Consider the following 25,472-nt stretch of genomic DNA (forward strand, 5'->3'; position numbering starts at 1 on the left):
CGATCTCCGATACTCACTCGTTGTTCAGTTTTCAAAGATCAAGCTCGTTGTTAGTGTCGATGTTGTCGTCACCAGCAATTCTTATAATATATCACATCCAGCCGATCAATGCAAGCTCTTTTTTTAACTTCTTTTTGAGCCAGGCGTTGATGTTTCGCGGCCAGAAATAGAATATATCATGAATCGAGATTCATTGCAAGCATTTTTTCAACCATAAGTTTAGAATGATATACACCGCAAATGGACAGAATAACCGAATATCTAAACGTTTGCTTGGAAGCCTCAAGCCTACGTCATCTAACCTTCTAGGGGGATTTGTTATGGACACTCATGAATTCGTGGAGAAATTCCAGGAGAATCAGCGTAAAGCGCTAAAGAACAGAAAACGCGGTAAAGGAACTCCTGGAGCAAGACTGGCCAATAAACAGCATAGCTCTAACAAATAACAGTGACAAGCATGCCACAAGTGGAAACGGCTTTGCCGTCTTTTAAAGGACGGTACCGTTTCGGCGCGAAATAGAAGGATAATATACATTCTTCTATTTTAAAACAAAGCAGGGATGTCTGCGCGGCCAGTTACGGCTCTGCGGACATCCCTTTTGCATTCTATTCTATAGAAGCAGTAGTAATTATTTGCTTAGTTTCGTTACGCCTACAGCCACTTTCTCGATTTGTGCTTTGCTAAGAGCTTTGTCAGCGGAGCTGATGGTTACAAAACGGTCTGCGAGCTTGAAGGTCAGCATTGGCGTATCCGAAGGAGTGTACCATTTCGCTTCTGTTCCATTGGAGAGCTTCACTGTAGTGCTGTCGTAACCATCGGAATAGTCACGCGGCGAGACATTTACACGCATTTTATTAAACAGGAAGCTTACGCCGTCATCGCCGCCCGCAACCTTCTGGAAGGCATCTCCGCTGACCATCTGTGTCGGGGCATAGGCTGTCTCAAAACCTTGGAAGTTCGCAAACGCCTTAGCAATCTGCTCCTTCTGCGCTGCACTGTACTGTACCGCCGTCAGCTTCACAGATGAACCATTATCAGGCGCTGTGGCCCCTGTTCCAGTCCCAAGGATAACTTCATTCGTGGAGGCATTGAATGTCACCGGCACCTTCAGTGCATCTGCCATCGCCCGGACCGGAAGATACGTCGTATCCTTATAAGTGATTGGCGCCATCGTTTTGCCGTTGTTATCGACTGGGGTATAGGCCGCTCCGTTCACTTTGAACCCGATTCCGTGATTAAGATAAGCGCTGATCTTCTGCATATTCGTTCCTGCGTAGACCCCTGCTGAACCTGTAACGGCCATTCCGAATACCATCGTTGCTATGATCATTTTTTTGCTTTTCATTGAATATCGTCTCCCTTAGTTGTGATGTTGTTGTGTGTGTTCCTATAGACTTATTAAACCATTAACTTGTTTCTAACTTGTATCCGGATTGTAAAGAAGTAATTCAAATGCTCACCCCATACACCTCTGTGTACAAAACATCTCTGAAATGGAGGAACTCCTTCATCGTCACCGGCTCCGGGTAGGTCATAATGCGCAGCGGAAGATCGGCTTGCCCCGTACGCAACGGCGGCTGCATATAGTCATAGGGATTCAGGTAAAAGCCCAGCCGCTCATAGAATCCGATTCTTCTCTGCTCCAGCTCCCCGTCCGGCGGCTCTACCTCAAGCAGCACCGGCTTGTCCGAACGCATAAGGTAGCTGCTCATCAGCTTGCGGCCGATCCCTCCGCTCCGGCGCTGGGGATTCACGGCAATATGCTCGATGAACCGCAGTTCGGGTAACTCCCATGCCGCCAAAAAAGCCAGTATCTGCCCCTCCGTATCCTTGCTGGTATACAGATGATAATTCGGCTGATCCAGCAAAGCCTGCTGCCCGCTGCGGGTTCTAAGCTCACTTACCGGAAACGAAGCTTCCATAATAGCGAATATTTCATTGAATTCTGATTCACTAATGCTTTCTTCATTAATAGATGTCTCATTGATCACTGTATTCTCGTCCATTGCAATGGCCTGCTTTCTGCCGCTTCGCTGCATGAAGGGCTCTAATGTATGGTTCCCTTATCCGGTTAAAAATACCTTCAGGGATTCTGTACGCATCAAGATGCTTCAAAATAAAGACTGTCACAGAACATTCTCCGCTTCCCTATGAGCCGATTAGCATCTGGTACTAGGAGAACGTGCTATACTGTAGTCAACAGATACATCATCACACTTATATAGGAGAGGTTCATTTGGATAATCAACGTTGGATCGCACCTGAATTCTACAATCTCACTTCGGAAATGGAGCAGCATCCTGAAGATAAGCTTGCAATTAAATGGTTACATGAAAATGGGAGCCTGGAGCAAATCACCTATGGTGCGCTCATGGCTCAGGCTAACCATCTCGCCGGCGGACTGGCCGGTCTCGGACTTACGCAAGGCGACCGGGTCCTGGTCATGGTCCCCCGCCGCATCATCGCCTATGCGATATATCTGGCCTGCCTGAAGCTGGGACTGGCTGTTATTCCTTCGTCTGAAATGCTGCGGGCGAAGGATCTCTCGTACCGGCTGCGCCATTCCGAAGCGCGGGCTGTTATTGTCTGGTCTGAGGTTACCGGAGAAGTGAACAAAATCTCCGACGATCTGCCCGCACTGGACTATCGCTTGTCCGTCTCCAGCGGTGAGGCTGAGGCTGAAGAAGGCTGGATTGACCTGGAAGGTCTAATGGAAGGACAAGCTGATTCTTACCCTACGGTTGCCAGCCGCCGCGATGATATCGCCATTCTGGCCTATACCTCCGGAACCACCGGCAATCCCAAAGCAGTAGTTCACACGCATGGCTGGGGATATGCCCATCTGCGGATCACTTCCTCCCTCTGGTTCGATATCCGTGAATCAGATACGGTCTGGGCTACAGCCGCACCGGGCTGGCAGAAGTGGATCTGGAGTCCATTCCTGACGGTACTCGGCAACGGGGCCACTGGCTTCGTCTATAACGGAGCCTTCCATCCGGAGCGCTACCTGCAGCTGCTGCAAGACGAGAAGATTCAGGTATTATGCTGCACTCCGACTGAATACCGCCTGATGGCGAAGACTGAGGGCCTGGCAGAATACGATCTGTCCAATCTGCGCTGCGCCGTATCCGCCGGTGAACCGCTGAATCAGGAAGTCATTCATACATTCCAGCAACACTTCAATATTACAATCCGTGACGGCTATGGACAAACAGAGAGCACACTCATCATCGCAGCGCTGAAGGATGAACCGATCCGGGTCGGCTCCATGGGCAAATCGATTGCTCCGGGCATTGTCGAGGTGATCGACGAGGACGGACATCCGCTGCCGGCCGGAGTGGTCGGTGATATCGCCGTACATCTGAGCATGCCTGCTCTGTTCCAGAACTACTATAAAGATCCCGAGCGCAAAGCGAACTGCTCACATGGAGAGTATTTCGTCACCGGCGACCGGGCGCGCAAGGATGAGGACGGCTATTTCTGGTTCGAGGGGCGCGGCGATGACATCATCATCAGCTCGGGCTACACGATCGGGCCGTTCGAGGTCGAAGAGGCGCTAATGAAGCATACCCTCGTTAAGGAATGTGCCGTGGTCGCAAGCCCGGATGAGATCCGCGGGTCGGTCGTTAAGGCTTTTATCGTACTCAAGGACGGCCATGCCGGAACACCGGAGCTGACCAAAGAGCTGCAAGCCCATGTCAAGGAGCAGACCGCTCCCTACAAGTATCCGCGCAAAATCGAATACATTACGGATCTGCCGAAGACCACTTCCGGGAAGATCCGCAGAATCGAGCTGCGTGAGCAGGAGAAGAAGGCTAACCAGTAGCAGAAGCTCTTCAGTCAAGGGAGTACTGCAAGCAGGTAGCTCTCCCCACCAGCTTAGAACCTTAAAATCCCCGTTCCTACAGTGATGCAGGACGGGGATTTTTGTGTTTTTGGACGCCTAAGCGTGCAGTGCGTACCTTACTCGGACCAATATTCCGCCTCCGGGTTGAGCGCTGTGCCTACTTCGCCTTCTTTTACCAGATCGCAGTCCAGGTAGCCTTCCTCATCCAGAAAGTAGACCTCCTGCTTATAGAATTCGCACAGTGTCTCCAGGAACTTCTCCGGCGAATCGTACATTACCACCAAATCGCCGTAGTCGTGCAGCAGATCGCAGATCCGCTCCCCCCCTTCTTCAGAGCGGTAATAGCAGATATAATCACTTCCATAGTTGGTCAGCAGCGGCAACACGGTTCCACCGCCGGTATATCCCTTCTCCTGCAGAATCCCTGACAGTATCTTCACTTCATGGCCGTATTCCCCGATATGAATCAGCCGGTAGCCCGGAATGAACTCCAGCAGACTGGGATCTTCCTCGGCGCCGCCCGTTCCAAGAACCGTATCATATACTGCCCGCAGAAGCGCAGGAACTTCGGGTGTAAACTCTAATATCGCCTCACTGCCCCCTGCCGGAGCCTTCCCCAGACTGGCGGTGTACCCGGGACGCAGCTGCGTGGACAGCTTAAGGAATTCCTGAAATGTAACCGTAAGCATGTAATCATCCTTTCTCACAAAAATATAGCGGAGCGATAAGGAACGCCCCTATCTCTCCGCTTGGTGCTGTCATGCTAATTAACTATGTTATTTGAGACTGGTTACTTGGCAGCCGAAGCCCACATCTTCTCCAGCCACTGATCGAAATCCGCGCCCTTCTCGCCTTCATAGGCATCGTAGATATCAACCCGCATCTTCTTCAGCTTCTCTTTGAACTCTTCGTAAGAATGGTCCTTGGGCAGACTCTTCTTAATGCGTAGAATAATCTTGGATACCCCTTTGAACAGTTCAGCTTTGTTCTTCGATGGAACCTTGACCTCTTCGCCAAAAGCCACCAGCTTGTTATATGCAGCTTCTTGCACGGTATATACAGGATCGCTGATCATCAGGCGATTAAGGATATCGATAATTTGTTTGTGCTTGTAGCGGCCCAGCTCTTCTACCGCTTCAAGACGCGCTCTCCAGTCTGCGGAACGGCCGGCGGCTTTCTTCAGTTCGTCATAGTTCTCTGGCAGCTCTTGGATTACTTCTTCATTATTCAAGCGTTACAATCCCCTTCTTGGTTAAATCTGATATATAGAACGTTACCTAGTGCAATTCTACCGTACTGCGCTGCTTGATTTCAATCTTTTGTCCAAACATTCATGGAAAAAGACTTGGACTCACGGATTTTGACTAACGGAAGCCGTATGCGTATAGTATGTACCAAATCATCCGCCAGTAGATAGAGGAGGCTCATTATAGATGAAAGCCATTGCCTTAGAAGTGTCCGACTCGTCCGGGAGCTTAAAAGAAATAGATATTCCTCTACCTGTTCCGGGTGAACATGAGGTGCTGATTGAGATGTATGCGACCTCGGTTAATCCGGCAGACTGCAGAATACTGGATGAAGCAAGGAATGTCAGCGGGGAACGCCCTGCTGCCTGTCCATTCATTCCAGGCATTGTTGTAGCCGGAATCATTGCGGACACCGGCGCAGCGGTGAGCCGCTTCAAGCCTGGCGACGAGGTATTCGGTCTGAAGCCTGCTGCCGAGAGCGGAGGTTACGCGGAATACACGTGTGCCAAGGAGGATCAGCTTGCACTTAAGCCCCCGGGGTTATCCTTCGCAGCAGCCGGGGTGTTACCTGCTGCCGGGCTTGCCGCCTGGCAGGCGCTGGCTGCCGCCAAGGTCTCCAGCCGGGACCGTGTGCTGGTGCAGGACGGTACTGGCGGAACCGGCAGCTTCGCGGTACAGCTGGCCAAGCTCCGGGGCGCTACGGTGATTACTACCATCAGCGGCGGTGATGAGCTGGATGTTGCCTGGGGCCTCGGGGCCGATCAGGCGATTCACAGCGGCGGGCAGGATTTTGCCGCGATTCTGGGGCAGAGCATCGATGTGGTGATTGATACCGCAGGAGGCAGTGTGCTAAACAGAAGCTTCGCAGTACTGGCTCCGGGCGGAAGGCTGATCTCCACTGCTGAACAGCCTGATCCTGCCTCGGCAGCACAGCAAGGAGTTACAGCAGCTTATCTGACTCCTGCTGCCGATTCCTACCAGCTGAGCGAGCTGGCCCGGCTGACGGCAGGGCGGAGGCTGGAGCCGCTGATCGGCGGCACTTTTCCACTTAGTGAAGAAGGGCTACGCACTGCCCATGCGCTTAGCGCAAGCGGAAAGGCGCGGGGTGTTATTGCTATTACGATATTTGAAAAACAACAATAACGGGATCTTCTTTTTTCAGCGTAGAGAAGGTCTCAATTCACTTAAAAGTTATGTACCAGCACAACCAGCAGCACAGCCACCAGGATACCGGGCAGCAGGTTAGCTACCTTGATCTTGGTGATCCCGAGCAGGTTCAGCCCAATTCCGATAATCATCACCCCGCCTGTAGCGGTCATCTCTGCAATACAGTCGCTCAGCAGCACATCAGGCACAAACCGGGTAATCTGCGTAGCCAGTAAAGCGATGGCCCCTTGATACAGAACAACAGGAATGGCCGAGAACATCACTCCGATGCCCAGCGTAGAAGTCAGAATCATGGCAATGAAGCCGTCCATAATGGATTTGGCGTAGAGGATCTCATGGTTGCCTTTGATGCCGCTGTCCAGTGCGCCTAGAATAGCCATGGCCCCTACAACAAACACCAGGCTTGCCGTGACAAAGCCCAGCGAGATACTTCCCCTGCCGCCCGCACCTACTCTGCGCTCCAGCCAATTGCCCGCACGGGTGAATTTGTCTTCAATGTTGATCCACTCCCCGGCCACAGCGCCGATCACCAGACTTAGGATGACGATGAGGAAATCCCCGCTTTTCAGACCCATCTGCACCCCCAGCAGCATTAGCGCCAGTCCAATCGCTTGCATCACAGTGTTCTTCATACTCCCCGGTATCCGCTCCAGCAGCTTGCCCAGCAGAGTCCCGGCAATAATTGCTATTCCATTCACGATTGCTCCGAGCAGTACCATTCCTCAGCAACTCTCCCGTCGATTCTTTTCTCTCTTAATCTGCATTATAAGGGCAGCCGTCCCCGTGGAGTCAAGATGATTCTCTACTGGCAGGAATGATAAGTTCCGTGATGCACCTGGCGAAAAATTGACAAATTTCGGTTATCGATGGTACGCTCACTAATATCGTTCTTTTAATAGAACAAATCCGGCGCGGATCTGTTCACAACTCAGATAAGGAGCGTCCCTATGACTGACCGGAAGATTCTTGATCAGGCAAGCTTAACCAAGGAAGTACACCTTATTCTTGCACTACTGAATTCCGGAAGTCCAGATGAGACGGCGCGGAAGCATCCGCAGTTGTTCACAGAGGTGAACTGGGACTTATTCGTGGAGCTGAACCGTCAGCACAGGGTGTATCCCTACCTCTATTCCAGGCTGAGCAAGATGGAGGAGATGGTGATCCCTTCTGACGTTCTGGAGCAGCTGAAATGGCAATACCGCAGGAATACGGTACAGATGCTCCAGCTTAGCGGTGAAATGAGCAATATCGCAGGTCAGCTGGCCGAGCTGAATATCCGCTGTCTGTTCCTCAAAGGGCCGGTGCTTGGGCAGGAGCTGTACGGAGACCTGTCGCAGCGCACCTCCCGGGATCTCGACTTCCTGGTGCCGATGGAACAGCTGGAGGATGCCGAAACCTTGCTGATCCGGCTGGGCTATGAGAAGGAAGACAAGTTCGAGAGCCTGCTTGGCGACTGGAAATGGCGGGAGCATCATTCGACGTTCGTGCATCCTGTCAGTAATGTCAACCTTGAGCTGCACTGGCGGTTAGGACCAGGGCCCGCCAAAGAGCCTGCGTTCGACGAGCTCTGGCGTCATTCGCGGACCAGCAGCACCTTCGGCCAGAATGTCCGCTATCTGGGGCCGGAGGATCTGTTCATGTTCCTGGCTGTACACGGTGCCAGACATGCCTGGTCCCGGCTGAGATGGCTGCAGGACATCAAGATGCTGCTAATGGGACAGCAGCCGCCCGATTCCGCTAAGCTAGTCCGCTTACTACAACACTATGATCACAACGCCATAGGAGGACAGACGCTGATTCTGGCCAGAGAGCTGCTGGAGACGCCGGTTGACCCGGCGCTGTCCCCGCTGATGGACAACCCCAAGGCCCGCAGGCTGGCACAGGACATTCTGTTCTATCTCCCGCGCATCGTGAATTTGAATACCCCTCCGCTCGAGCCGGAGGTGGAGCAGCATTTCAACCGGTACCTTCCAAGCATTCTATCCACCCGAAGCCGGATGCTCCGCTCCGCCAGCTTCCTCTATCCCTATGCAGCGGATGCCAAGACCCTGCCGCTGCCGAAGCCGCTGCATTTCTTGTATTTCCCGCTGCGGCCTTTGCTGTGGAGCTGGCGGAAGGTGACGGGCGCGGAGAAGGGGATGTAGGCAGGGACAGCCATACCAAAAAGGCAAGTGCTGCGTTAGATTAGCAGCACTTGCCTTTTTACGGTTTCGGAGCCGGGTGGCGGTCAGCCAATGTAATCGGTTTTTCGATTACATTCGGGCCACAACCTCTGTGCTCGCCCAATGTAATCGGTTTTTCGATTACATTCGGGCCACAACCTCTGCGCTCGCCCAATGGAATCGGTTTTTCGATTACATTCGGGTCACAACCTCTGCGCTCGCCCAATGTAATCGGTTTTTCGATTACATTCAGGCCACAACCTCTGCGCTCGCCCAATGTAATCGGTTTTTCGATTACATTCGGGCTACAACCTCTGCGCTCGCCCAATGGAATCGGTTTTTCGATTACATTCGGACCACAACCTCTGCGCTCGCCCAATGTAATCGGTTTTTCGATTACATTGGGACCACACTCCCACTCAGCACCGAATGTGTTCGGTTTTTCGCCTAATTCGCGTTTAAGGTATACCCTTACCCTGCCTCTTCCTGGCCCTTCAGCAATCGGCTGAACATGCCGCCCTTCTCCGAAGCCAGGCCGCTGTAGACTCCCTGCTGGATGACCCGGCCCTGGTCGATGACCAGAATCTGATCGGCTCCACGGATCGTGGACAGGCGGTGGGCGATGACGATGACCGTCACGGAAGCCTTGATCCGCTCTAGCGCCTCTTGAATCCGCTGCTCGTTCTCAGTGTCGAGCGCACTGGTCGCCTCATCGAGTACCAGTATCGACGGCTTGCGGATAATGGCGCGCGCCAGCACCAGGCGCTGCCGCTCCCCGCCCGACAGGCGGACGCCCCGGTCGCCGAGCAGTGTATCCAGTCCGTCCGGCAGCTTGCGGACAAAGTCCGCCGAGGAAGCAAATTCCAGCGCCTCCCACAGCTCCGCTTCCTCCGCATCCGGCTTGATCATCATTAGATTATCGCGGATGGTCGCGTTATACAGGAACGGGTCCTGTGCCACATATCCGATGGACCTCCGGTAGGACAGCAGCCGCTCCCCTCTGACCGGCTGACCATCCGCCAGAATCTCCCCGTTCTCCGGCTGCATCAGTCCCATGAGCAGATCAACGAGCGTGCTTTTGCCGGCGCCTGAACGTCCGACAATCGCCGTCATCTGCCGGGCGGGAATCCGCACATTGACGTTCTGGAGCGAATATTGCGGCTCGTCCGCATGATAACGGAAATCGACATCCCGTGCCTCTAGGCCTTGCTCCAGCGTCATAGGCAGCACCCGTTCTCCGGCTTGATCCGCTTCATGCTCGACAGCGGCCAGACATTCTTCCTGCAGCGATTGCAGTTGTTTGAAGGATGGCACTACTGAGGCCAGCTGCTCCAGCAGCGACTGCAGCGTCGAGAAGGTCGGCCACAACCGGGTGAAGACGAGAATGACCAGCAGCAGATTCGGCCCTTCCACTTGCATGAACCGGAAGGATACGAAGATAAATACGGCAATCAGCAGAGTGGAAGACAGCTTATACAGGAGCTGAGAGTTAGAGCGCAGGCGCGTGTAGTCAAGCTGCTCCTGCTTCACCTCGCCGGTGAAGGCATGCAGCCATTCGAGGCGGGACTGCTCCAGATTATTGCTTTTGATATCCTTGATTCCGTTCAACTGATCGGTAATGCCGCCCAGATACGTCTTGCCCAGCTCCGTGCTGCGGCTACCCAGCCTCTTTGCCTTACGGATGAACCGCCGGGAGAAGATGGACAGCAGCGCCGCGCAGACGAGAACCGCGAGTGTCATTTTGGGGGACAGCCAGAAGGCAAAGGCAATCTGCACCAGGGTGAACAACAGCGACGTGAGAAACTGCAGGAAGCCGCTGATACCCGCCAGGACTCTGGCCAGCTCGGTGGTCATCATATTGATCAGATCAGAGGTGCGTTTTCTCAGAAAAAAAGACCACTGCGCCCGCAGCAATGCGCTATAGACCTCAACCCGCAGCTGCCTGCCATAGGTCTGCTGAATCTCGACATTGCGGATCGCCACGAACCTTGCGATCAGATTCTGGCAGAGCACAATTAGAACATAACTGCCCAGCACCAGCAGCAGCGCTGTGGACTGCGGCAGCTCACTGATGAATCCGAGCATGGGAAGATGATAGCCAGCCGCCGCGCCGCCCAGCTGAATGCCGGCCATGCCGAGCATGGGAACCAGCAGCAGAATGGCAGAGCTCTCCAGCAGACCGCTGATCACCATGCCAAACAGATTAAGATACAGCTTCATGCCCGACAACCGCTGAAGCTGCCGGACGTAGTAGATTATGGCTTGCATGGACCCACCTCGATTACTCGGCTTGTAACACCTTCGCGAACTTCTCCACCACCACGAAGCCCTGCATCGCATCATCCCCGGAGACATAATGGGATCCGCTGCGCAGCCAGGCGTGGGCAATCATTTGTCCCTGCTTATCGCGGGCGACCCCCATGTAGAGGGTGCTCTCAATGCCCCGCTTCTCCAGCATCTTCAGGGCGGCTACCGCCCGGACCATACAGGTGCTTTTCCAGGGAGTATAGCGGCTCATCACCCGGATTGCCTTGGTAATCTGCTGGATGCGGCGAAGATCGGAAGGCTTGGATACTGCGGGACTCTCCAGGGATTTCACCCCAAGCTGCGGGGCTGTCCTGGCAAAGGGGAACAACAGCTGGATTCGGACCAGCATCAGCCGCCATAAAGTCTCGGGAAGCAGCGCAAGCAACGCCTTGTCATGCACCAGCAGAAGACGGAGCCTCCGGAGGGTCATCATGGTCCGCTAACGATGGAGACCAGATCCTCATTCAGCAGATTCTGTACAAAATCAATGACATCCTGCTGCGCCACCTCTGCTGGCACCTCAAAGATCTCCTGCATCTTCCCGGCAATCTGCCGAATCGATACCGGTGAAGCCAGCGCTTCCCAGATCTCACCGCCAACTTCGCCGAGGTTGTAGTATTTGCCGTTCTTCACATTCAGCATGACCTTCTCGCCGTCCATATCACTTGCGATATTGCCTTCCCGTTGAACCAGTACCGAATCCGGCGACAGCACTTCTGTAGTATTCATATTCATAGGTTCATCTCCTTCACCTTGGGCATAATCGTCTCCATAATCTTTTCCGTCTGCTGCGGTGCACTGAAGCCCTGCTCAGGGCGGGTCAGCCGGTACATCGGCAGCCGGTTTACGAACGAGGCCAGCAGCCCGAAGTGCCATTCTCTGACACCCATTGGGTCGACCAGCGCTTTTTGATAAGTATGATTGTATAAGGTATGAAGCCGGTCCAAGCCGCTTATCGCCTCTACGGCCACCGGCCCGTCCTGCACCACAGACAGTTCAAATATGCCGGCCAGCGGCAGCGGCTCACTCTGGAACCGGTCATGCACCGGTACGGCGAACTTGGTCTCCCGCTGAAATAGCGGACGGTACGCAGACGAATTCATTCCCAAATAGTCCAGGCTCTGCTGCCACAGCTTCTGCTGCGGATAACCTGGAACAGCCAATGGATGTCCATTATGCACCAACACGGGAATAACGTCGTCACTGACCAGGAGATGCCCCTGATCCATCAAGTAGGAGGCAAGCGTGGATTTACCCGCACCTGAACGCCCCACCAGCGCATAGGCCTTATTGTCCAGCACAAGCGAGCTGCCATGCAGGGCCAGTATGCCTTTTTGCATCAATACTACACCCATACAGCTGCCCAGAATGAACAAGCGGATGCTATCCGGATCTGCGCCTGCTGCCGGAGAGACTGTAATCGTACTGCCGTTCTGTATGGAAAAAATAGCGGTGCCCTTCACCATGAACATCACTTCATGCGCCGCGATGCCCAGATTCGGCGTAATCTTCGGTATCGCTTCCCATCGCTCCGCCAGACGGCCTTCAACTACCGACAGGCTCCCTATCCTTCCAGGGTGATCTGTACGGGGAAGTTCTGGTAGCGCGAACTCACTGAGGATTTGCAGGCCAAAAGCCTTATAACCGAGGCATTGCACTGTGCCAGCCATACTGCTCACTCCATCTCAGTCAATTTCACCCGTTGTCTTGCGGATGACAAGTGGAAACATTACTTCGGATAAAGGGATAGCCCTGATCCCCCTCCAGCAAGCTAAGAGGGATTAGGGCTGAGCGGTAATGCAGGAAGACTAGGAGTGACTAACGATTTCATCTGGATCGGCTTGGAACGCATCGGCAATGGATACCCCCGGGCCAGCCATAGTCATTTTCACATCCAACACTTCCAATGCAGGCTTGCTGTATTCCTTTTTCATCTTGTCACCCCCTTTCAAGAAACGTCCTTCAGGAGAGCCGCTTCAAAAAGCGGTAAAACACCAGTCCTCTTGTAAGAAGGCGGAAATCCGTGTTAAAGATTAATAATGGTTCGGGCTCACTACCCAGCCGGTCCAAGCATCCGGCGAGCCCGGGACGATTCAGATAAGACGAAGTACGGGGGTCTTGCAGCATCTCCCTCAGCTCCTGCTGGAACCTCCGCCACTCGGGCAGCATACGTGTAATGCCATCCGCCCCCTGGATACCGCGCCGGGTCTGGTTAAGCCTGACCTTATCCGGCAGCCGCCCTTCCATCGCCCGGCGGATGAGCGAGCGGTCCATTCCGTTCTGGACGTATTGCTCCTCAGGCACCGACATACAGAAGTTGATGACACGCAGGTCATTCGTCGCATCCCGGTCCCATACCCTGTACTTCAGCGACAGCTTGGTAGCCGCCGTTCCATTCACATTCCAGACATGCGGCTGGCGAAAATGCTCTCTGCGGATATCGTACACGGTCTGGGAAGCGGGCGACTGGTCCAGCTCCTTCAGCCGCTCCTGCACCCCTGTCCGCCGGGCAAATTCAGGATGGATCAGCTCCGGCGCAGCCTCCTGCTTCCCGGCCATCAGCTGGCCCAGGGCAGGGAATACCTTGCGCCCGGCAATTTTCAGCATTCTTTTGCGGCTTACGCCCATCGAATGGCTGTACAGCTTATTCTCCCGGTAAAAGCGGAACCAGCGGAATTCACGCAGCAGCTTCGCCTGGTAATCCAGCGCCGGTCCCCAGGAGATACTCCAGTTGCCCCGCTGTCCGCTAAGCAACACACCGGCATTCTTCAGTCCGGCTTGTTCATATATGCCTTTGAGCCAATAGGAATTCTCTATGAATTTGTAGGGCATCTCCATAATATCGAGCCATTCGTCGATTTCGCCATAAGAGCTGCGGTCAGGAAAATTGTAAAAGCTTGGCTCAATGTTCCCGACATAGTCGATGGTCTCCTGAATATATGGACGTTCATCGGTCACCCGCTGGCCCAGCTTGAACCCTGTAAAGTGATCCAAAGGATACGAGCTGAAGGTGTGGAGCGGCTTGCCTGTGCGGCGAAGCTCCTGTGCCGCAAAACTCACCACCGCCCCTGAGTCCAGTCCGCCGCTTAAGTTCGCACCAGCTTCAAGGTGGGTACGCAGCCGGTCCCGGACTGCACGCCCGAACACCTCACGGAACGCTTCCTCATACTCGCCATTGCTGCGCAGCCGGAGAGGCGGCGGAGTCTGGAAGGTGTAATACCTGGAGAAGGTAATCCCCTTCGGGCTTACTGTCATTGAATGCGCCGGGGGCAGCTGCTCCACACCCTGATAGACCGTGGAGAACATATCCGCGACATCCATCCGGCCCTGGCCCGCCAGATATTCCGAGATCCAGCCTTCATGCAGTACGCGTTCTCCATCCATTAGCGTAAGCAATGGATGAATCACGGTGCAGAAGGAGAACTGTCTGCCTGAGCGGTGGAAGTACAGCGTCCGGCTCCCCGAGAAATCCCTCGCTCCAAACAGCGTCTGCCTGCCGGCATCCCAGATCATGAAGGCAAAATCTCCGACCAGATGCACCGGAGCCTGATCCCCCCATTTCTCATAGGCCAGAAGAATCAGCAGGCTGTCCGGCATCGACTCCTGATCCTCCCGGACAACCTGAAGTTGTCCAAAGAGCTCGCTGCGGTTATCGATGATGGCATCCGCTACGATCGCCAGCTTCCGCTGCGGATCATAATAGGGAAGCACCTCGCCCCGGGACTGCGGGGTAATCCACTGTGCGTGGCACCCGAGGAATAGCCCCTCCGTATTCCAGCCCCGGGCATCATCCGCCGGATAACGCTGCAGCTCCTGCATCAGGCGCAGGCCAAGCTCCGGGTCCAGCGGCCCATGCTGCATAGAATAGATCCCGGCGATTGCACTCATGGGTTACCTCCAGCTGTCTATAATTTCGCTACCGTTTCAGTACTAGGTTCATTACAACAGGTTCTTAATAGTGAACACTTCTTATTACCTAAGATAACGTTCTTGCCATTAAATGTGAATAGTACCAGAGAGTACTTTTAGGTATCCTTTAGCGTATTGACTTTAGTTAAAATCTATGGTAATGAAACCCTGAAATATGACCTATGGTATATAATGGCTTATACTAAAAGTAACTGATTCACCAAATACTCTCTATAGGAGCTAGATTTTATGAACAATTATTCAATAGACCCCATCCTGATTCCCGTACCGGAGAGCTTCGAAAGCAGCCGCCTGCAAATCCGTGCAGCACGCTGGGGGGACGGCCCTGCTGTAAACGAAGCCGTTCGGCAAAGTGCCGCTGAATTAAGCCCTTGGATGCCCTGGGCCCAGCGTATCCCTTCTGTAGATGAATCGGAGGTGTCCATCCGGAAATCACGGCTGCAGTTCCTGGAACGCAGCGATATCCGGCTGCTGCTCTTCCATAAGAAGACAGGGCAGCTTATCGGGAGCAGCGGCCTGCACCGGATCGACTGGCAGGTGCGTAAATTTGAAATCGGATATTGGGTACACACCTCGTTCGCCGGTCAAGGTTACATCACGGAAGCGGTGAATGCCATTGCAGATTTCGCCATACAGGAGCTACAAGCTAACCGGCTGGAGATCCGCTGCGATTCCCGCAATACGCAGAGCGCACGCGTAGCCGAACGTACAGGCTTTACGTTGGAAGGTATTCTGCGCAATGACAAGACCGATGTACAGGGGAGCTTGAGAGACACAATGGTCTACTCAAAGGTTCGCGGGGTTGAATATTAAGGGGGATTTAGTATAGTTGGGGTTAAACTTTTACCAATACACCTAAGGAGAAACTACCTATGAATACTCTTCAATTTGTCTACAATTATAAAGATCATGAGCCGCTGCGGAACAGCTTTTTCGAGCTGGCAAAAGATACGTTCGAGCTAGAGCTGGAACGCTGGTATGAGGAGGGCTTCTGGACGGATAAGTATGTTCCTTATTCTTACGCGGAGGGAGACCGGATTGTGGCGAATGTCTCGGTGAATCTAATAGAGCTAACCATTAACGGGGTGAAGTCCCCTGCTGTGCAGATCGGGACGGTGATGACTCATCCTGACTATAGAGGACGTGGCCTGTCAGCACGGTTGATGGACAAGGTGCTGGAGGAGTATGGGCAAGCGTGTGAATTCATGTATCTTTTTGCCAATGAGTCAGTCTTGGAGTTCTATCCTAAGTTCGGCTTTCACCCGGTGGAAGAGCAGATCTTCTCCATGGCCTGCCCCGGGGGCACTGCCGGATCTGCGGCAATCCGTAAGCTGGATCTAGCCGACCCGCGTGATCTGAGCCTGGTCTCTTCTCTAGGAGCGCAACGGGTACAGGTATCTGAACGCCTTGGCGTCAGCGGCGCCCATGGACTGCTAATGTTCTACTGCCTGAACGTGTTCAGCGATCAGCTCTACTACCTGGAGGACGAGAATCTCATCGCCATCTGCCAGCAGGAGAATGGGCAGCTTGAGCTCTTCGATCTGATCAGCACACAGCCCGTCTCCTGCCGCGACATCGCCCTGAAGCTTGCGGACAGCGATACGGAGACGATCGTCTTCCACTTCACCCCGGATGACCCTGGCCTGGAATTGTCAGGCAGCAGCCATTCAGAGGGCCTATTCGTCCGGACTCAGGGCGGGCAGCAATATCCTGCTAACGTTAAGCATCCGGCTACTTCCATCGCCTAGTGAAGCATCAGATTGCAATATGATGAGAACAGCTTAACTAAGTCGCTTGTTGAAGGTTTGCCATGCCCCGATGAAGGTACAAGTGGTATGCTTAATTGCAATTCGTACAACTAAATCGTCTAATGTGCCGCCATATCTCCGTTTAGCTGTATTTCGTACAACTAAAATGCCCTCTGCACCGGGTTCTAACCCATTCAGGCGGATTTAGTTGTACAGACTACAGTTAAGAGAGGAATTCTTTCTTTTCCACTGTTTTTAAGTGTACAGAATACAACTATCACCGAATGTTCGCTTCGGCGAAAGAACGATAGTCCATACATTACCGCATCTATGGAATAAATTCATTTCTTTTATAGGTCACATAGGTCACAGCGTCATGAACTGCCCCTGCCGGGCCAGGTACGCTTCCTTCTCCTTATAGTCCGGCATGATACTGCCCAGGCGCCGCCAGAAGGAACGGTCATGATTCATATGCAGCAGATGACACAGCTCATGAATGATGACATAGTCAATCACTTCAGGCGGCGCCATGGCCAGGCGGTAATTGAACGTCAGCTTGCCGTCAAAGCTGCAACTCCCCCACTTGGTCCGCGACTCCACAATCTCCATACTCTTCGGCTTCACTCTGAGCTGCGTCTGGTAGGGCTTGATGCGCTCTGCGATGATTTTCTTCAGACTGGCTGTATAGAATTTCTTCAGCGCAAGCTTCAGCTCCTCCGCATCCGCCTGCCGGTCCCCAATCAGCTCATGCAGCGCATATTCCTTCCCCAAGTACAAGAAGGCTTCTTCGTCGCCCTCATAAGCCTTAACCCTCGGCACCTGCCGGGCTGCCGCATTGCTGCGCAGCTTCTCCAGAATCTTCGGGCCTAGACTTGCTACCGCACCGAGGATCGCCTCTTCACTCGTTCCCTTGGGCGCCTTAACGGTAATGAGATCCGAGCCGTCCACCGTTACGGATAGCTTCTTGCGCTTGGCATACTGGACATGTAACGTCACCATCTGATCTTCTAGTTGAATCTGCATAGCCACCATCGTTTCTGTAATTTCTAGTACACACTAATATACCGGATATCCGGATACAAACACTGCCAGATACAGCAGACCCCCCGCAATAAATAGCGTAGTGAGCAGGATATCCTTCCATTTCTTATCCTCCGTTAACAACACAGCCGCGAACGCCAGCGGAAACGCAACAGCGAAATAACGCGGAGCGGACAGCAGCCAAGTCGGGGCCACTACATAGACAAAATAGGCGATCACGTACGCCATGTAGGCGGGATTAAGCTTCTTCGTACTGCGGAGCATCATGAAGAGAACCAGGAAGATCGCACACAAATTCGGCAGCCACAGCCCTAAGAACGACCGGTAATCGGCATCCTTGAAGGTATTCACCGCATATTCCATCTGATATCTCACGGTATCGAAAAAGAAGTAGAACCGCTGCGACCAGTGCTCCCGCTGATAAATACTGAACTGGAACGCGTTGCCCGTCACATTGTAATTGATGTAGAGATAAGCCAGCAGACCGAACGAGACGCTCACCAGGGAGAGAACAGCCAAGATCAGCTTATTCGTAAAAGCCTTCCGGTCCATTGACCTGTAGCCAGCGGCCAGCTCCCGGGCAAATTCCACGGCAATCGGCACGGCCAGCAGAATCCCCGGGGAACGGGTGAATCCGGCCAGCGCTGCACAGAGGCAGCCCAGCAGCCATCGCTTTTTGCGCACAAAATACAGTGCCATCAGGGAGAGCAGCAGGAACAGCGCCTCCGTCATGGGAAGGAAGAAAAAGAAGGCCGACGGGAAGATGAAGATGTACTTCACTACCCGCAGGGCATTCCTGCGCCCCATATCCAGCCGGGCCAGTTCATAAGCGAACAACGCCGCTGCAAGCGTGCAGAGATTGGCTACGGCAAATCCTGCAGCCATATAATTGCCTGTGAAGAACTGCGCCAGCTTGATCATAACGGGGAAAAACGGCAGAAATACAATATGAAATCTGGGGTCCCCTTCCGTCACATACCACCGCTCGGCAATGCCCAGATAGGACATCGCATCAATTCCGCGGATATGCCACATCTCAATGAAGCGGGAGAACAGGCTGCCGGAGCCTCCCTCCCGAAGCACCCAGAATACATAAGCCGCAAGGATTAGCAGCACCCGGCTGAATATCACCCACAGCACAATCTTCCACCAGGTCCGCTGCCGTTCCTCCGGGGAGTCGTCCGTATTCACCGTCCGCAGTTCGCCGGGGCTCATGATGTACCCGGTTATAGCGGGAATGGCCCGCAGGCCCGTCCAGATAAACAGGGCCAGACAGAGCAGGGAAGCCAAGGCCCCCGCCAGGGTCCAGGTATGTACCGACACTGCCCATACCCAGACAGCTAGTATCATAACAAGGATAAAGAGTGCTGAAATTGCTGTATTGACCTTTTTCACCATAGCCTCCGGTTCCGCAAGCTTTGCGGTATTGATTAGTCTTTTTCTCATTTTCTTATAGAAATGCCTGTAGCACAATGATTAGTTTGAAGCGGCCTTACAAAATAACCCCACAAAGTGGGGCTTTAGCGTAGGTGATGACTCAGGCACTTTGCGGGGCGCCCCAAAATCAAAAAAAGGAACACTGCGTAAGATTCAGCAGTGTCCCTCTTCGGTACAGCACAGGTTAATCCTTGGTCAGGATTTCGGAAGCAACGGGAAATGACAGGCTACCGGACGGCCCGGCAGGACCTCTTCCAGCAGCGGCTCCACTAAGCGGCATTTGTCCTGGACGAACGGGCAGCGGGTATGGAACCGGCAGCCGGAGGGCGGATTGGCCGGGGAGGGCACATCTCCCTCCAGCATAATGCGCTCCTGCTTACGCCTTGGCGTAGGCTTGGGAATGGCCGAGAGCAGGGCGGCAGTATACGGATGCAGCGGGGCCGCGAACAGTTCCTCCGTCTCTCCCACCTCCACCAGCTTGCCCAGGTACATGACCCCAACGCGGTCAGAGATATGACGGACTACGTTCAAACCATGCGCAATGAACAGGAAGGTTAGGCCCAGCTCCTTCTGCAGCTTCATCAGCAGGTTAATGACCTGGGATTGCACCGACACATCAAGTGCGGACACGGCCTCATCGGCCACAATAAACTGCGGATTCAGTGCAATCGCCCGGGCGATGCCAATGCGCTGGCGTTGTCCGCCGGAGAATTCATGCGGATAGCGGTTCCGGCGGCTGGCATCCAGACCCACCAGCTCCATCAGCTCAACCACCCGGGCATCGATCTCCTTGCCGGACATGTTCCAGTGAATACGCAGCGGCTCGCCGATAATATCCTTGACGAGGAAGCGCGGATTCAGCGACCCGAACGGGTCCTGGAAAATAATCTGCATCTCTTCCCGCAGCTTCCGCATGTCACGCGAACCCAGCGAATGGATATCCTGGCCCTTGAATAGTACCTGCCCCCCGGTCGCACTTTGCAGCCGGAGCAGTACCCGTCCGAAGGTGGATTTGCCGCAGCCGGATTCCCCGACCAGCCCGAACGTCTCGCCTTGGCGGATCGCCAGATTGACCCCATCCACCGCCTTCACCTGCCCGACGGTCCGGTTAAGCAGACCCTTGGTGATCGGAAAATACTTCTTAATATCCTTAACCTCCACCAGTACTTCTGAGGAGGCAGCTACCTTACGATCTGGCTTGGCCAATGTCTTGTTCATCATGCGCGCTTCGCCTCCCCGCTGGTATACGCTGAAACCGGCTTATCCTTGAACAGCCAGCAGGCGGCCCGGTGATCATCAGAGATCAGGAAATCCGGCGGCTCCTGGCTCCGGCAGATGTCCATTGCATGCGGACAACGCGGGTGGAAGCGGCAGCCCGCAGGCAGCTGTCCTATCGGCGGAATCGTTCCGCTGATCGTATAGAGCTCGCCTCCCCGTCCGCCTTCGAACCCCGGAATCGACTGGAGCAGACCTATCGTATAAGGATGACTGGGATGGTCGAAGATCTCTTCCACACCGCCTTCTTCCACGATAGCGCCCGCATACATGACAGCAATGCGGTCCGCCATTTCAGCGGCAACTCCCATGTCGTGGGTAATCAGCAGGATGGACATTCCAAGCTCTGACTGAAGCTTGCGCAACAGGTCCAGAATCTGCGCTTGGACCGTAACATCAAGTGCGGTGGTCGGCTCATCGGCAATCAGCAGCTCGGGGTTACAGGCCAGCGCAATCGCAATGACTACGCGCTGGCACATCCCGCCAGACAGCTCATGCGGATACTGCTTCGCACGGATCTCCGGTGCCGGTATGCCCACCAATCTAATCAGATCGACCGCCAGCTTCAGCGCTTCTGCATCCTTCTTATTCTGATGCAGCCGCAGACTCTCAGCAATCTGTTCCCCTATGGTGAAGACCGGATTCAGCGAAGACATCGGGTCCTGGAAAATCATAGCGATCTGGTTGCCGCGGATCTCCCGCATCTCCTCCTGGCTTTTCGCCCCCAGATCCTGTCCATGGAAGTCAATCTGTCCATCCAGGATCATACCGCCCGCATAATCGATCAGGCGCATGATCGCCAGCGAGGTGACACTTTTGCCGCTGCCGGATTCGCCTACAATACAGACTGTCTGACCTTTATTCACCGTAAGGGAGATGCCGTCGGTTGCTTTGAGCAGTCCCTTCTCTGTCGCAAAGCCGGCGGTTAGTTTCCGGATTTCGAGTAGTTTTTGCGCCATTGTTCCAGCCTCCTCCGGGATTTGGTCACTTGCTGTCTGGGATCAAGGGCATCCCGGATGCCGTCGCCGATAAAGTTAACCGCCAGCACCACCATCAGGATGCAAAAGCCCGGATACACCGCCTGCATCGGATCAATCAGCATGAACTCCTGCGCGTTGCTGAGCATCAGCCCCCAGCTCGTAGCCGGAGCCTGAATGCCAAGACCCAGATAGGATAATGCGGATTCACTGAGAATCGCGCCCCCGACCATCAACGTGGCATTAACAATGATCGGGAAGCTTGCATTGCGGAGCAGATGCCGGAAGATGATGCCCCAGCTCGATACCCCAATTGCTCTAGCCGCCTCCACATACTGCATTTCCCGCAGCTGCAGGAAGGTTCCCCGGACCAGCCGGGCAATACTCATCCAGCTCGTGAACGCCAGAATCAGGATCATGAATTTAATCTGTGTTCCGAAAAGCGCCATCACCAGGATATTCAGGAACAGGGATGGTACGGAGTTCATGACGTCAACAATCCGCATGAATACCGTATCCACGAATCCGCCGAAGTAACCCGAGATTGCACCGACCACCGATCCGACCAGCACGGATACAAAAGCAACGGAAAAACCGATAAGCAGCGAGATTCGCGCACTGTAGAGCAATCTGCTGAGAATATCGCGGCCCAGCTCGTCGGTGCCGAGGGGATGCCCCTCCGCTCCCGGCTTCAGGTTGGCGAACATCAGATCAATCTTCTCCGGCCCATAGGAAGTCAGAAACGGTGCGAAGATCGCCAGCAGGACAAAGATAAGCAGGACGGCCAACCCGCCCATGGCAAAAGGATTGCGTGAAAACTTCTTCCACAGCACTCTCCACGGGCCGGGAGGTCTGTCCATATCCACCACCGGAATTTCCGGGTCGGTCCCGCCCGGCATCGGACTCATATCCGGCGTTCCCAGCGGCTTGGAGACCTTCCCTTTGATAAGCTCTGTATTATCTGTACTCATGCTGCCTTCCCCCCTTGCTTGCCGAGCTTCACCCGGGGATCAACTACGACATACAGTATATCTGCCAGCAGATTGCCAATGACGACCATCACAGCCGTGACGATAGTCACAGCCATCAGTGCCGAATATTCGCGTGCAGTGGCCATCTCTACGAACCAACGGCCCATTCCCGGCCAGTTGAATACATTCTCTGTTAGTGCGGCCCCTCCCACCAGGATCGGAAGATCAAGGCCTAGTATTGTAATAATTGGAATTAGTGCATTGCGCAGGGCATGGCGGAAGACGACCTTCCGTTCCTTGACGCCTTTGGCCCGTGCCGTCCGGATATAATCCTGATCCAGCACCTCCAGCATACTGGCCCGCGCATACTTCATATAAGAAGCCAGGAACCCAAGTGCCAGTACGGTTACCGGCAGCACCAGATGCATGAATAAATCAGCGATACTGTCTTCCTTGCCTCTTGTATGCATATCCGACAATGGGAACCAGTCCAGCTTGAGCGACAGCCACTGCTGCAATAGAATCCCGAACCAGAAGGTCGGCATGGCGAAGCCCAGATAAGAAATGAACGAAGCCGTCTGATCCGATAAACCATAGACTTTGGTACTATTGTAGATTCCCCAGGGGATTGCGATCAGCAGGGATACCAGCCAAGCCGCACCCATCAGGATTATGGTATTGCCGATACGCGGCCAGAGCAGGTCCGAGATCGCAATATGGTTCTTGAAGGTATACCCCAGATCCCCTTGCAGCAGGTCGCCGATCCAGTGGATGTACTGGATATGAATCGGCTGATCCAGACCCAGGTTCTTGGCTTGCTGCTCGAAGATTTCCGGTGTCAGGCCCGGCGCGAGCATCACTTGTGTAGGGCCGCCCGGAGCTGCATGGATCAGAAGAAAGGTCAGTATGGTAATCAGAAAGATGACCAGTACCGATTGAAGCACTCTACGTATCAGGTATTCTGTCATTGGCTATCCTCCTAGAGATGGTAAGGCGAAAGCTTGCGGCGGCCCCTCCCATTGATACAAAAGGGGGAGGTGAAAGAGCACGCTCCTTCACCTCCCGCAAGTCTATTCAGTTAGTCGGTACGTTACTCGGTTACCCACCATTTGATAGCGTGGAAGAATTGTCCGTAGCCCAGTGACGGCTCAGGAGCATCCTCCTCTGCCCAGTGCACTCTAGGTCCTGTTCCGATCGCCTGACCATACTGATACAGGAATACATAAGGAAGGTCGGTCGAGATTTCCTTACCTACTTCTTTGTAGATTTCTTTGCGCTTAGCCTGATCTACCGTAGAATATCCGTCTACCCACAGCTTATCCAGCTTCTCATTCTTATACCAGCCGCTGTTCTGTCCGGCAGGCGGGAAGTACTTGGAGGAGAAGATGCTCTCTGCATCCGGGTCTGGTGTATTCAGGGACCATGCCAGCAGCAGGGCCTGATATTTACCCGGCGTTACGTTCTGGTCAATCCATGCAGCGAAGTCGATCGCCTTAGGCTTCACCTCAATGCCGACATCCTTCAGGTTCTGCTGGATAACAGCGGCTACCTGTTCACGACGGCTGTTGCCGGCATTATACTGCAGCTCGAAGGAGAAGCGGTGGCCGTCTTTGACCAGAATGCCGTCCTTGGCATCCGCAACCCAGCCGTCTTCAGCCAGGAGCTTCTTGGCCGTTTCAGCATTGTAATCATAGTTCACAGCAGCATCACCCGGGTCAGCCCACGTATCCGGCAGGAACGGCGCATTCATCAGCGCGCCTACGCCCTTCAGGATATTATCCACCATTCCTTGACGGTTCAAGGCATGGGCAATCGCCTGTCTGGTCTTCTGTCCCTGGAACAGGCCGTAGCCATCCGGGAAGTTCTTGCCGTCAAAGTTGAAGTTAACATATTCGTACTGCGCGCCCGGCTTCTGGATGATATCGATTTTCCCGTCAGCCTTAACCGCTTCAACCTGAGTTACCGGAATCGCACTGATATGGTCAGTGTCACCCTTCATAATCGCCTGTACCTCAGTGTTCTGGTCGGCGTAGATCTTGTAGATAACCTGAGCGATATGAGGCTTCACGGTTCCCCAGTAGTTCGGATCAGCATCCAGGGTATGGCTCTCGCCCTGCTTCCAGGCTGTCCACTTCCACGGTCCGTTTGTAACCGTCTTGGCCGGATCAGTACCATAGGCATTCTTCTGCATTTCCGCAGGCTTCACATCCTTCAGGACATGGGCTGGAACAATCTCCTGGACCAGCGCATACAGGAACGGCGCATAGACTTGGGACATTGTGATCTTGACGGTGTGGTCATCCACCTTCTCAACGCTCTTCACCTTGTCAAAGGCACTGGTCAACGGTGAACCTGTCTCAGGATTCTTGGCCGTTTCGATGGTGTACACTACATCATCTGCAATAACCGGCTGGCCGTCACTCCATTTGGCGGTATCCTTCAGCTTCACGGTATAGGTTAAGCCATCTTCAGAGATCTCCGGCAACGCGGCAGCCAGCGACCAATCCTCTGCCTGTACATTACCTTCACGATCGAGATTGTACAGCTTGGCGAAGACGAACTGGGCAACATCGCCCGACGAGGTGTCATTAATCATAAGAGGGTTAATATTAACAATATCGGAGAATGTACTTGTAACGAGCGTTCCGCCGTCGACCGGTGCGTCAGCCGCAGGTGCTTCCGTAGCATCAGGCGTCGCACTCTCTGCCGGTGCTGTAGTGGCTGCAGGCGCATTTGTTGAAGAACCCGCAGTGTTATTCGTACTGCAACCTGTAAATAGAACCCCTACCAACGATAAGACTAGTAAACCTGACCACCATTTTCTCTTTTTCGCCATTCCTTTACTCCTCCTTAGTTAAGTGCTTGTACCTGCTCTTCAAAGCTTCTCGGGAGACTGGGATGCTCCGGATCGTTATGCGCCTAAGACTGCTAATGACCGCCTTCGCACTACATGTGACATAACATCACACCTAATATATATTGAAGGAATGCGATGAATAGACCGCAGGTCAATTAGAATCAGGGATAACTTTTCCGGCGGAAAGCCTTACAACTTCCCTCATAAATTATGGTTTATATTACATGTGAATATATCTTACGTCAATATATTTATTTAGCGCTGCATAATCTTACTTTTTTGCTCCCGAAACATTTACTTCCAATGTATCTTGAAATAACTGTAAAATTACCTTTTTCCTATCATTATAATGGGTTTAATCGGGTTAGTTTTAATGACACTTTCTTATCATTTTCGCGATTTTCCGACACTGTTCGTCATATTTTCGAATGTTTCAGCGCTAATTCCCCAGCCATCGGTTCCTTTTCAGGCACAAAAAAGAAGGATAACGGCTCCGGGCTCCCTC

General features: G+C 53.6%; 24 protein-coding genes. 6 read left to right on the plus strand and 18 right to left on the minus strand.

Annotated features, from left to right (window positions below):
* Positions 1-320 precede the first annotated feature (320 nt).
* Positions 321-446, plus strand: a complete 126-nt coding sequence (locus C173_RS33890) for a DUF4023 family protein (protein WP_076081926.1) — start codon at positions 321-323, stop codon at positions 444-446.
* Between the two features lie 183 nt (positions 447-629).
* On the opposite strand, the gene C173_RS26115 is transcribed toward C173_RS33890, so the two are convergent.
* Both C173_RS26115 and C173_RS26120 read right to left on the minus strand, forming a co-directional pair.
* Positions 630-1,346 carry a hypothetical protein gene (locus C173_RS26115; protein ID WP_036730598.1) on the minus strand — a complete coding sequence of 239 codons (717 nt, stop codon included), beginning with the start codon at positions 1,344-1,346 and terminating at the stop codon, positions 630-632.
* A 103-nt stretch (positions 1,347-1,449) separates the two neighbouring features.
* Positions 1,450-2,007 (minus strand): GNAT family N-acetyltransferase, encoded by a 558-nt coding sequence (locus C173_RS26120; RefSeq protein WP_200869591.1) that lies wholly within the window; start codon positions 2,005-2,007, stop codon positions 1,450-1,452.
* A 281-nt stretch (positions 2,008-2,288) separates the two neighbouring features.
* On the opposite strand from C173_RS26120, the gene C173_RS26125 reads away from it, so the two are divergent.
* A complete protein-coding gene (locus C173_RS26125) occupies positions 2,289-3,827 on the plus strand; it encodes an acyl-CoA synthetase (RefSeq protein WP_051478447.1) in 1,539 nt (512 codons plus the stop codon).
* 137 nt (positions 3,828-3,964) lie between these two features.
* Here C173_RS26125 and C173_RS26130 read toward each other — a convergent pair whose 3' ends face one another.
* Positions 3,965-4,537 (minus strand): hypothetical protein, encoded by a 573-nt coding sequence (locus C173_RS26130; protein WP_036730610.1) that lies wholly within the window; start codon positions 4,535-4,537, stop codon positions 3,965-3,967.
* A gap of 101 nt (positions 4,538-4,638) precedes the next feature.
* Positions 4,639-5,079: a HEAT repeat domain-containing protein gene (locus C173_RS26135; protein WP_036730612.1), complete on the minus strand. Its 441-nt coding sequence runs from the start codon at positions 5,077-5,079 to the stop codon at positions 4,639-4,641.
* 202 nt (positions 5,080-5,281) lie between these two features.
* On the opposite strand from C173_RS26135, the gene C173_RS26140 reads away from it, so the two are divergent.
* A complete protein-coding gene (locus C173_RS26140; RefSeq protein WP_036730614.1) occupies positions 5,282-6,238 on the plus strand; it encodes an NADP-dependent oxidoreductase in 957 nt (318 codons plus the stop codon).
* A gap of 41 nt (positions 6,239-6,279) precedes the next feature.
* On the opposite strand, the gene C173_RS26145 is transcribed toward C173_RS26140, so the two are convergent.
* Complete coding sequence (locus C173_RS26145; protein WP_036730615.1) at positions 6,280-6,981, minus strand: DUF554 domain-containing protein; 702 nt, start codon at positions 6,979-6,981, stop codon at positions 6,280-6,282.
* A 228-nt stretch (positions 6,982-7,209) separates the two neighbouring features.
* Here C173_RS26145 and C173_RS26150 point away from each other — a divergent pair, with 228 nt between their 5' ends.
* Positions 7,210-8,406 carry a nucleotidyltransferase domain-containing protein gene (locus C173_RS26150; protein ID WP_036730618.1) on the plus strand — a complete coding sequence of 399 codons (1,197 nt, stop codon included), beginning with the start codon at positions 7,210-7,212 and terminating at the stop codon, positions 8,404-8,406.
* Positions 8,407-8,895: 489 nt separating this feature from the next.
* Here C173_RS26150 and C173_RS26155 read toward each other — a convergent pair whose 3' ends face one another.
* The 6 genes from C173_RS26155 to C173_RS26180 form a co-directional block, all read right to left on the minus strand.
* Positions 8,896-10,692 (minus strand): ABC transporter ATP-binding protein, encoded by a 1,797-nt coding sequence (locus C173_RS26155; RefSeq protein WP_036730621.1) that lies wholly within the window; start codon positions 10,690-10,692, stop codon positions 8,896-8,898.
* 13 nt (positions 10,693-10,705) lie between these two features.
* Positions 10,706-11,164 carry a lasso peptide biosynthesis B2 protein gene (locus C173_RS26160; RefSeq protein WP_036730624.1) on the minus strand — a complete coding sequence of 153 codons (459 nt, stop codon included), beginning with the start codon at positions 11,162-11,164 and terminating at the stop codon, positions 10,706-10,708.
* A complete protein-coding gene (locus C173_RS26165) occupies positions 11,161-11,466 on the minus strand; it encodes a lasso peptide biosynthesis PqqD family chaperone (protein WP_036730627.1) in 306 nt (101 codons plus the stop codon). The genes C173_RS26160 and C173_RS26165 overlap by 4 nt, the downstream gene beginning before the upstream one ends.
* On the minus strand, positions 11,463-12,401 hold the full coding sequence (locus tag C173_RS26170) for a hypothetical protein (protein ID WP_036730629.1): 939 nt from the start codon (positions 12,399-12,401) through the stop codon (positions 11,463-11,465). The genes C173_RS26165 and C173_RS26170 overlap by 4 nt, the downstream gene beginning before the upstream one ends.
* A 138-nt stretch (positions 12,402-12,539) precedes the next feature.
* Complete coding sequence (locus C173_RS34335; protein WP_036694602.1) at positions 12,540-12,665, minus strand: paeninodin family lasso peptide; 126 nt, start codon at positions 12,663-12,665, stop codon at positions 12,540-12,542.
* Positions 12,666-12,693: 28 nt separating this feature from the next.
* Entirely contained in the window at positions 12,694-14,619 is a 1,926-nt protein-coding gene (locus tag C173_RS26180; protein WP_036730631.1) for an asparagine synthase-related protein, read from the minus strand.
* A 270-nt stretch (positions 14,620-14,889) separates the two neighbouring features.
* Here C173_RS26180 and C173_RS26185 point away from each other — a divergent pair, with 270 nt between their 5' ends.
* Both C173_RS26185 and C173_RS26190 read left to right on the plus strand, forming a co-directional pair.
* On the plus strand, positions 14,890-15,474 hold the full coding sequence (locus tag C173_RS26185; RefSeq protein WP_036730637.1) for a GNAT family N-acetyltransferase: 585 nt from the start codon (positions 14,890-14,892) through the stop codon (positions 15,472-15,474).
* 59 nt (positions 15,475-15,533) lie between these two features.
* The gene (locus C173_RS26190) at positions 15,534-16,409 is read left to right on the plus strand and encodes a GNAT family N-acetyltransferase (protein ID WP_036730639.1); all 876 of its coding nucleotides are present in this window, start codon (positions 15,534-15,536) and stop codon (positions 16,407-16,409) included.
* A 366-nt stretch (positions 16,410-16,775) separates the two neighbouring features.
* On the opposite strand, the gene C173_RS26195 is transcribed toward C173_RS26190, so the two are convergent.
* The 7 genes from C173_RS26195 to C173_RS26225 form a co-directional block, all read right to left on the minus strand.
* On the minus strand, positions 16,776-17,432 hold the full coding sequence (locus C173_RS26195) for a M48 family metallopeptidase (protein ID WP_036730739.1): 657 nt from the start codon (positions 17,430-17,432) through the stop codon (positions 16,776-16,778).
* A gap of 33 nt (positions 17,433-17,465) precedes the next feature.
* A complete protein-coding gene (locus tag C173_RS26200) occupies positions 17,466-18,800 on the minus strand; it encodes a hypothetical protein (RefSeq protein ID WP_235192031.1) in 1,335 nt (444 codons plus the stop codon).
* 282 nt (positions 18,801-19,082) lie between these two features.
* Complete coding sequence (locus tag C173_RS26205; RefSeq protein WP_036730643.1) at positions 19,083-20,108, minus strand: ABC transporter ATP-binding protein; 1,026 nt, start codon at positions 20,106-20,108, stop codon at positions 19,083-19,085.
* Positions 20,105-21,121 carry an ABC transporter ATP-binding protein gene (locus C173_RS26210; protein WP_036730645.1) on the minus strand — a complete coding sequence of 339 codons (1,017 nt, stop codon included), beginning with the start codon at positions 21,119-21,121 and terminating at the stop codon, positions 20,105-20,107. Before C173_RS26210 ends, C173_RS26205 begins: the two co-directional genes overlap by 4 nt.
* Positions 21,088-22,047 carry an ABC transporter permease gene (locus tag C173_RS26215; RefSeq protein ID WP_036730741.1) on the minus strand — a complete coding sequence of 320 codons (960 nt, stop codon included), beginning with the start codon at positions 22,045-22,047 and terminating at the stop codon, positions 21,088-21,090. The genes C173_RS26210 and C173_RS26215 overlap by 34 nt, the downstream gene beginning before the upstream one ends.
* A 59-nt stretch (positions 22,048-22,106) precedes the next feature.
* The gene (locus C173_RS26220; RefSeq protein ID WP_036730648.1) at positions 22,107-23,078 is read right to left on the minus strand and encodes an ABC transporter permease; all 972 of its coding nucleotides are present in this window, start codon (positions 23,076-23,078) and stop codon (positions 22,107-22,109) included.
* A 122-nt stretch (positions 23,079-23,200) separates the two neighbouring features.
* Positions 23,201-24,946 carry a peptide-binding protein gene (locus C173_RS26225; RefSeq protein ID WP_036730651.1) on the minus strand — a complete coding sequence of 582 codons (1,746 nt, stop codon included), beginning with the start codon at positions 24,944-24,946 and terminating at the stop codon, positions 23,201-23,203.
* Positions 24,947-25,472 lie beyond the last annotated feature (526 nt).

Source organism: Paenibacillus sp. FSL R7-277 (assembly GCF_000517965.1).
In the GTDB taxonomy this organism is placed as follows: Bacteria; Bacillota; Bacilli; order Paenibacillales; family Paenibacillaceae; genus Paenibacillus_AQ; species Paenibacillus_AQ silagei.

What these genes read in the sequence shown, in the direction of transcription:
- C173_RS26115 (WP_036730598.1), bottom strand. Translation starts at nt 1,346, where the DNA reads ATGAAAAGCAAAAAAATGATCATAGCAACGATGGTATTCGGAATGGCC.
- C173_RS26155 (WP_036730621.1), bottom strand. Translation starts at nt 10,692, where the DNA reads ATGCAAGCCATAATCTACTACGTCCGGCAGCTTCAGCGGTTGTCGGGC.
- C173_RS26200 (WP_235192031.1), bottom strand. Translation starts at nt 18,800, where the DNA reads ATGATACTAGCTGTCTGGGTATGGGCAGTGTCGGTACATACCTGGACC.
- C173_RS26145 (WP_036730615.1), bottom strand. Translation starts at nt 6,981, where the DNA reads ATGGTACTGCTCGGAGCAATCGTGAATGGAATAGCAATTATTGCCGGG.
- C173_RS26210 (WP_036730645.1), bottom strand. Translation starts at nt 21,121, where the DNA reads ATGGCGCAAAAACTACTCGAAATCCGGAAACTAACCGCCGGCTTTGCG.
- C173_RS26220 (WP_036730648.1), bottom strand. Translation starts at nt 23,078, where the DNA reads ATGACAGAATACCTGATACGTAGAGTGCTTCAATCGGTACTGGTCATC.
- C173_RS26195 (WP_036730739.1), bottom strand. Translation starts at nt 17,432, where the DNA reads ATGCAGATTCAACTAGAAGATCAGATGGTGACGTTACATGTCCAGTAT.
- C173_RS34335 (WP_036694602.1), bottom strand. Translation starts at nt 12,665, where the DNA reads ATGAAAAAGGAATACAGCAAGCCTGCATTGGAAGTGTTGGATGTGAAA.
- C173_RS26180 (WP_036730631.1), bottom strand. Translation starts at nt 14,619, where the DNA reads ATGAGTGCAATCGCCGGGATCTATTCTATGCAGCATGGGCCGCTGGAC.
- C173_RS26160 (WP_036730624.1), bottom strand. Translation starts at nt 11,164, where the DNA reads ATGATGACCCTCCGGAGGCTCCGTCTTCTGCTGGTGCATGACAAGGCG.
- C173_RS26120 (WP_200869591.1), bottom strand. Translation starts at nt 2,007, where the DNA reads ATGGACGAGAATACAGTGATCAATGAGACATCTATTAATGAAGAAAGC.
- C173_RS26170 (WP_036730629.1), bottom strand. Translation starts at nt 12,401, where the DNA reads ATGGCTGGCACAGTGCAATGCCTCGGTTATAAGGCTTTTGGCCTGCAA.
- C173_RS26190 (WP_036730639.1), top strand. Translation starts at nt 15,534, where the DNA reads ATGAATACTCTTCAATTTGTCTACAATTATAAAGATCATGAGCCGCTG.
- C173_RS26225 (WP_036730651.1), bottom strand. Translation starts at nt 24,946, where the DNA reads ATGGCGAAAAAGAGAAAATGGTGGTCAGGTTTACTAGTCTTATCGTTG.
- C173_RS26165 (WP_036730627.1), bottom strand. Translation starts at nt 11,466, where the DNA reads ATGAATATGAATACTACAGAAGTGCTGTCGCCGGATTCGGTACTGGTT.
- C173_RS26130 (WP_036730610.1), bottom strand. Translation starts at nt 4,537, where the DNA reads ATGCTTACGGTTACATTTCAGGAATTCCTTAAGCTGTCCACGCAGCTG.
- C173_RS26125 (WP_051478447.1), top strand. Translation starts at nt 2,289, where the DNA reads ATGGAGCAGCATCCTGAAGATAAGCTTGCAATTAAATGGTTACATGAA.
- C173_RS26185 (WP_036730637.1), top strand. Translation starts at nt 14,890, where the DNA reads ATGAACAATTATTCAATAGACCCCATCCTGATTCCCGTACCGGAGAGC.
- C173_RS26205 (WP_036730643.1), bottom strand. Translation starts at nt 20,108, where the DNA reads ATGATGAACAAGACATTGGCCAAGCCAGATCGTAAGGTAGCTGCCTCC.
- C173_RS26140 (WP_036730614.1), top strand. Translation starts at nt 5,282, where the DNA reads ATGAAAGCCATTGCCTTAGAAGTGTCCGACTCGTCCGGGAGCTTAAAA.
- C173_RS33890 (WP_076081926.1), top strand. Translation starts at nt 321, where the DNA reads ATGGACACTCATGAATTCGTGGAGAAATTCCAGGAGAATCAGCGTAAA.
- C173_RS26150 (WP_036730618.1), top strand. Translation starts at nt 7,210, where the DNA reads ATGACTGACCGGAAGATTCTTGATCAGGCAAGCTTAACCAAGGAAGTA.
- C173_RS26215 (WP_036730741.1), bottom strand. Translation starts at nt 22,047, where the DNA reads ATGAGTCCGATGCCGGGCGGGACCGACCCGGAAATTCCGGTGGTGGAT.